This is a genomic window from Metabacillus sp. RB-C-LZQ-3-1 (assembly GCF_058315175.1).
This window is the reverse complement of the sequence record NZ_JBZFLI010000042.1, coordinates 1-6810: the sequence shown is the minus strand read 5'-3', so window position 1 is coordinate 6810 and position 6810 is coordinate 1. Positions and strand designations below refer to the sequence as shown.

At 36.6% G+C, this 6810-nt stretch carries 6 protein-coding genes and 1 riboswitch; all 6 genes read left to right on the top strand.

The features are described from left to right. Positions 1-664: 664 nt before the first annotated feature. Positions 665-2908, top strand: a complete 2244-nt coding sequence (locus AC4GZ8_RS26105) for a metallophosphoesterase (protein ID WP_491084804.1) — start codon at positions 665-667, stop codon at positions 2906-2908. A 468-nt stretch (positions 2909-3376) separates the two neighbouring features. Continuing rightward, on the top strand, positions 3377-3742 hold the full coding sequence (locus AC4GZ8_RS26100) for a DUF2089 domain-containing protein (RefSeq protein ID WP_491084803.1): 366 nt from the start codon (positions 3377-3379) through the stop codon (positions 3740-3742). A gap of 13 nt (positions 3743-3755) precedes the next feature. Next, entirely contained in the window at positions 3756-4145 is a 390-nt protein-coding gene (locus tag AC4GZ8_RS26095; protein ID WP_491084802.1) for an SHOCT-like domain-containing protein, read from the top strand. 10 nt (positions 4146-4155) lie between these two features. Continuing rightward, entirely contained in the window at positions 4156-4437 is a 282-nt protein-coding gene (locus tag AC4GZ8_RS26090) for a hypothetical protein (protein WP_491084801.1), read from the top strand. Positions 4438-4707: 270 nt separating this feature from the next. After that, positions 4708-4825, top strand: a riboswitch (SAM riboswitch). A gap of 92 nt (positions 4826-4917) precedes the next feature. Then, a complete protein-coding gene (locus tag AC4GZ8_RS26085; protein ID WP_491084800.1) occupies positions 4918-5052 on the top strand; it encodes a hypothetical protein in 135 nt (44 codons plus the stop codon). A 23-nt stretch (positions 5053-5075) separates the two neighbouring features. Then, positions 5076-6632 (top strand): sodium:solute symporter family protein, encoded by a 1557-nt coding sequence (locus tag AC4GZ8_RS26080; RefSeq protein WP_491084799.1) that lies wholly within the window; start codon positions 5076-5078, stop codon positions 6630-6632. Positions 6633-6810: the final 178 nt, after the last annotated feature.

Sequence of the window (6810 nt, the reverse complement as noted above, 5' to 3'; positions counted from 1 at the left end):
ATGGGCGGCATGATGTAAGGCTTTTAAGCCAGACATCAAAAAAATAGTTTAATCTATTTCTCACCCATCTTCACTTAAGTTGTGAAGTAGTCATGAAAAAACTTATATTAATAGCAATAACCACTTCCTATAAAAGTTAGGGAGTGGTTTTTTGTGTTGTTAAAATTTGCGTACCAAGACTATTGGGATGACAGGCGTTTCAAGAACACGACTAAAATGAACTAAAAAGTTATGAAATGCTTTTTAGGAAATTTGTTGATTATTGTATTGAGAATTAAGTAGTTAAAGTTGAAGAGATTACGATGTATAGTCTTGTTCGGTAATATATTTTAAAGACTTTTTTATTGGGAACCATATTTTTCTTACTCAAATATATCAATTAATTGTGAAAAGAATAAAAAATTTAATCAATATTTACAAAAAGCAAATTAAATCTTAACCCCCAAATGCTATAACCATAATTAAGGGAGGTGAAAGATGGAGAGAAGATTTTAGTAGAAAATGATCAAATTATAGCTGTTGAGTATTTAGAAAATTCAGTTATGTAAGTGGTATGGAATAATCTCTTGCTGTTTATAACCCCGTTAAATGACGGACGTTTTTCCATTGGAAAAGATAACCTCAAGATCCTTATCCCAAAAATTAAAAAGGAAGGATGTAAAAGATGAAACCAACTAAAATGGTTTTTGTTTTAATGATGATTTTCAGTTTAATAGTGATTTCTTCTTTCCAAGGGTCCACCCAAGCAGAGGCTAGCTCGTCTGCTTTTAAAATTGCTGTCCTGCCTGATACCCAAAACTTAGCAAGGAACCATCCGGAAATCTTTCGCGCCCAAACGCAGTGGATTGCCGACAACTCGGAGGAACAGAATATCAAGTTTGTCGTTCACGAGGGAGACATCACAAACAATAACAATATACCCCAGTGGGAGGTTGCTTATGATGCGATGCGAACTTTAGATGGGGTTGTTCCTTATACGGTTTTACCTGGAAACCATGATATTGGTACAGGCGGTTCGGCAAATACACGAGATACTACTTTATATAATACCTATTTTCCGGTAAGTGATTTTTTCGGAACTGAAACTTTTGGAGGTGTTTATCCGGCGGAACCAGATAAGTACGATAACAATTATCATACCTTCAATGCTGGAGGAACGGACTGGTTAGTACTTTCGCTGGAATTTGGACCAAGAGATCCTGTATTGGATTGGGCGAACGAGGTTGTTTCTTCTCATCCCAATCACCGTGTCATAGTAGTAACGCATAGCTATATGTTTTATGATGAGACACGTCATAATACAGGACATGCCTGGAATGCCCATAATTATGGTGTAGCTTCAGAGCCAGGTGGAGTTAATGACGGGGAAGAAATATGGCAGAAATTCGTCAAGCTGCATCCAAATATCTCAATGGTACTTAGTGGACACGTATTGAACGATGGTCAAGGTCGTCGTGTATCGGTAGGAGACTATGGAAATAAAGTCTACCAAATGCTATCAAACTATCAAATGCAAGCAAATGGAGGAAATGGTTTTATACGTCTTCTGGAAATTGATCCGGAAGCAGGGACGATAAAAGCAACCAGTTACTCCCCTTATCTAGATGAATACAAAACAGACTGGCAAAATGAATTTGAATATAAAAACGTTGATCTTGGTACTCCTGCTTCAGATGTTAAAAAAATTAAGTATCTATTCAATGAAGATTTTACCGAAGATGAGAAACGTGATGATGACGGGGATATGAAAGACTGGACGATCGTGGATGAAGGAACGATAGACGCACCATCCAAATGGTCGGTTGTGAATGGAGAAGTCGTACAATCTTCCAACATCTATGGTCCAAATGTTCCTGCTGTTGACAATCGTAAGGGTACCTTTGCTTATTACGACAAGAGCAGTGCCATCAATTGGGAGGATTACACTTTTTCCGCTACATTAAGTGCCACAGATAATGACGGAATTGGTTTGATGTTCCGCTATCAGGATCAAGATAACTATTATAAACTAGAATTGGACAACCAACGTAAATTTTCCAAGCTCTTCAAAGTCGTTGATGGAGTGGAAACGACACTGGCTCATTTGGCTGAACCAGGGTATGTCCCAGACACCAAATTTGAACTAGAAATCAAGGTGGTTGGGAATCAGATCCAGGCATACCGAGATGGAATTGATATATTTGGAGGACCTATTATTGATGATTCCCATTCAAAAGGTACGGTAGCTTTATATTCGTGGGGAAATCAGAGTAACTACTTTGATGATGTGCTGGTTAATGATGCTAAACAATCTAGGGATCTCTTGATGGATGATTTTAGTGGGGGTAAGAAACGTGATGATGACGGTCCAATAAAAGACTGGAAAGTCGTGGATGAGGGAACGATTGACGCACCATCTAAATGGTCAGTTGTGAGAGGAGAAGTTGTACAATCTTCCAACATCTATACTCCGGATGTTTCTGCTGTTGACAATCGTAAGGGTACCTTTGCTTATTATGACAAGAGCGGTTCGTTTTCTTGGAAGGATTACTCGTTTTCCGCTATATTACGCTCCACCGATAATGACGGAATTGGTCTGATGTTCCGCTATCAGAATCCAGAAAACTACTATAAACTAGAATTGGACAACGAGCGTAAATTCTACAAACTCTTCAAAGTCGTTAATGGAGTAGAAACGAGACTGGCCCATGTGGCTAAATCAGGATATACCCAAGGTGCCAATTTTGAAATAGAAGTCCAGGTTATTGGCAACCAGATCCAGGCGTTTCAGGACGGAAACAACATATTTGGAGAACCTATTATCGATGATTCCCATTCAAATGGTACGATCGCTTTATATGCTTGGGGAAACCCGAATAGCTACTTTGATGATGTATTGGTTAAAAGGGAACATAGATTAAATAGATAAGTAGGGATTGTGTTCATCATGATAGGACGAAACTTGTTAAGTACGGTCGGCAAAAAGATATTACAAACTATCATGTTACGGTCGGTAGATGTAATAATGCCCCCGAATCCTTGATATAAATGTTTTTTGAGTAAGATGAGAGTGAAATGCTTACATTGAGGCTTTTAACGGAAGCTACTCATGAGTTCAGCTAACTTGTGGGAAGCTTCTTTTTTATTTCTTGGGTACCATGGAGATAGACATTTTTGCTAATTGATCATCGGGATAGGCAAGTCTGTCCATGATTTGCTTTAAACTATACCAGCATGAAACAATACCCCAATCCTATTTATTGATATGAAATAAATTAATAATATTAATCAATCAATTAATTATTTTAATGTTTATTATAGAATAAATTAATTTCTTTATTTACATTTTCAATTATTTGCAGTATGATCAAATTAAATATAAGGAAGGGATTTCAAAATGGCTTATAAAGTAATCACAAATTGTCCTGTCTGTAGTAAAACATTGAAGATTACAAAGTTGCAGTGCACTCATTGCAACACTACGATTGAAAATGAATTTGAATTATCTAAATTGGCATCATTATCAAAGGATCAGCTTCATTTTGTGGAAGTATTTTTAACATGTAGAGGAAATATCAAAGAAGTTGAAAAGGAACTGGGGATTTCATATCCGACTGTTCGCGGCAAGCTTTCAGACATAGTTTCATCCCTTGGATATGTACAGAAAAAGAAAAGTGAAGTAGACGAGAAAAAGGTTATCACCATGCTAGAAAATGGTGAAATCACTCCTGAGGAAGCCGTTAAGCTTTTAAAAGATGAATAAGGAGGAATTTATCATGAAAGAGGAAATAATGAGAGTTTTATCTATGGTACAAGAAGGGAAAATAGATGCTGATAAGGGTTCAGAACTGATCCAATTATTAAGAGAAAAAGAAGAAAAAAGTAGCAAGCAACTAGAAAAGGCGGATAAGTATTTAGATAAAACATTAAAACTTCGTGTTGTATCCTCTGAGAATGATAACGTCACAGTTAATTTACCTATAAAACTTGTTAAGGTAGTGTTAATGGCCGGCCACAGCATCGCAGCGAGTATACCTGAATCAGAAAAATATGTGAAAGATATTGACATAAACCTTATAATCGAAGCCATTGAAAACGAATTGGATGGCCAAATTGTAGATGTTAAGTCGGCAAACGGGGATACCGTTTCTGTCATCATTGAGTAGTGGGGTAAATATGCTGCAAATAAAAGTAAAAACAAAAGACGTTCGGTTCACCATCCCAATCCCAAATGCCATTCTAAACATTGGTATTTCAATTTTGTCCTCAAAATTTTTTCAACATCGTATACACGAGTGGACAAAAGGGAATTTGGAAAGAAAAAACCTCAACTTTACGATTCCACTAATCGACAAAAAAATGCTAAAGCCAATCCTCAAGGAACTGAAACGTCACAAAGGACTCCTCTTGGTAGATGTCAAAGCTAAGGATGGTACTGAAGTAAAGGTTAGACTTTAATTTAAACACCTTGATAACATTGAGGAATTTAACGAAGGCTTCTCATAAGTTGACTAAACTTGTGGGAAGCCTCTTTTATGTTTGGGGAATAAACATTATTTATAAAAAAGCCTTTTTATTTTTATATAGATAATAAATTAACAGATATTCAGATGAACTCCAATAAACATTTTTGCTTTTTACTATAATTTTGGTATTATTCATATTTTGTGTTGACTAGATTACTTAGTATGCTAGAATAGAGCTTATATTTTGAAAATTTAAATATTTTTCTTATTAAGAGAGGTTGAGGGACTGACCCGATGAAACCTCGGCAACCGGCTAAGAAAGTTTGATGCACGGTGCCAATTTCAGAGGAAGGTGGAAAAAACTATTCCGAAGATGAGAAGCAATGTGTAAAGCAAATTTTAGTTTACATGTCAGCCCTATTTTCTTCGAGAATAGGGCTTTTAACTTTACTTTAATAAAGGGGGGATTTGAGTGTTTATTGCGTTAATGATTTGGGTTGGCACGATGGTTTTTTCTTTTCTTTTAGGCACGTATCTTTGCTATAAAATTGAAAAGTCAGGTGTAAAGCGGTGGGGCGCTACTGGGAAAATTTTTAAATATAAATAAGAATAAAGAGGGGCTTAAACAACATGATGTACCTAATTGTACTTAGTTTTTATTTGCTATTTATTGTATGGTCAAGCATTAAGAGTTTAAAAAATACAGAATCCATTTCTGATTTTACGACAGGTGGGCACAGAATGGGCTTACTTATCGGAATTGGTACAACCACCGCTACTTGGGTAAGCGTTGCATCCGTTCTAGGAGTACCAGGCTACTTATATAGTTCTGGGGTAGCTGCTATTATCGGATGGGTAGCTGGTTGGTGTTTAGGTGGAGCGTTAATTCCACTTGTTGCATACAAAATTAGGAGACCAGAGACTCCTGTTCGAACCTTTCCGGAGTATATTCACCTTAGATATGAACCACATAAGAAAAATAGCCCGTTACGAATGATTGTGGGAATTTTAATGACGATTGGTTACTTCTTATTAGTTCATATTCAGGTAAACGGATTTGGAATTGTGTTTGCTTCTATAACCGGAATTGATTATAAAATTGCTATTTTTGCCTTTTTAATATTTTTAATTTTTACAAGTATAGGTGGATTCTGGTCTGTAGCAGCAACAGATACGCTTAATACAGTGCTTATTGTCATTGGTATGCTTTTAGGAAGTGGTGCTGTCTTAGCGGCAACGGGGGGAATGGAAAGTATTTTAGATAAACTTGCCACTACGACTGCTCCAACCTATGTGGGGGGAGAGCCGTTGGAACCAGGGATCCTCCTATCTCCGCTTGGAACCTTTAGTTTAGGTGCATTAATTTCTATTTTTATCTCTAATTCATTAGGTTCTCCGGCTTCCCCCCATTGGGTTGGTCGAATGTTGGCCCCTAAGAATACAAAAGTAGCGATTTTACAAGTTATGGGTACAATTGGAGTATTAATTTTTATTATGGGTCCATTAATTATTATGGGACTTGGAGCAAAAACATTATTACCAAGTATTCCAGAAGGGAAAACGACAGATTACATTGTTCCGTTAATTATTCAAGATTATGCACCGCCTCTAGTTGGGGCGATGACGCTAGTTGCTCTTTGCGGTGCTGCTGTTTCGACGGCCAATTCGATGTTGTTAACCGCTGGTACTACTCTTTACTATGATGTGTATTTAAGCATTTTTAAGAAAACAAAAGTTGACGATAAAACGTTTAATAAGCGTTTAAGAATGATTATTCTTGTTATGGGACTTGTTGCAGTGATTAGCGCTATTAAGCCGCCTTGGTTTTTAGCAATGGGATTTGTTTATGTGTACGGAGGTTTTGGAGCTGCCTTTTTCTTGGTTGTCTTCTTAGGATTGTATTGGAAGAGAATGAATGCTGCTGGAGGTTACGCAGGGATTATTACCGGTTCTGTCACCTATGTTATTTCAAAAGCAATGGGCGCGACCAATCCCTTTTTGATCGCTGCTGTTGTCTCTTTAGCAGGGGTTTTGATTGCTGTTTTTGCTACTAAAAAACCGCCCCTTGAAGCATATGAACCATATTTTAATGCTAATATTAGTGAATCAACTAAAAAAGCGATCCATAGAGTAAGAGAAAGAGATAGTAGTACAGAAGATCGTAATAGTAAAACAAAAATTTCATGAAATAATTAAGGATTAAGGACTGAGTTGTCCTTGATTCTTTTTATGCACATAGAAAATTAAATTGGCAAAGTGGAAATGATTAGACGTAAATTTTAAGAATAAAGTCTAAAGGCGACTTCGCTATCTTACCAAAATGAAAAAATATTGAAGATTGTTCAAATGTATATGTTGAGGGATT

What these genes read in the sequence shown, in the direction of transcription:
- AC4GZ8_RS26100 (WP_491084803.1), top strand. Translation starts at nt 3,377, where the DNA reads ATGGCTTATAAAGTAATCACAAATTGTCCTGTCTGTAGTAAAACATTG.
- AC4GZ8_RS26080 (WP_491084799.1), top strand. Translation starts at nt 5,076, where the DNA reads ATGATGTACCTAATTGTACTTAGTTTTTATTTGCTATTTATTGTATGG.
- AC4GZ8_RS26090 (WP_491084801.1), top strand. Translation starts at nt 4,156, where the DNA reads ATGCTGCAAATAAAAGTAAAAACAAAAGACGTTCGGTTCACCATCCCA.
- AC4GZ8_RS26105 (WP_491084804.1), top strand. Translation starts at nt 665, where the DNA reads ATGAAACCAACTAAAATGGTTTTTGTTTTAATGATGATTTTCAGTTTA.
- AC4GZ8_RS26095 (WP_491084802.1), top strand. Translation starts at nt 3,756, where the DNA reads ATGAAAGAGGAAATAATGAGAGTTTTATCTATGGTACAAGAAGGGAAA.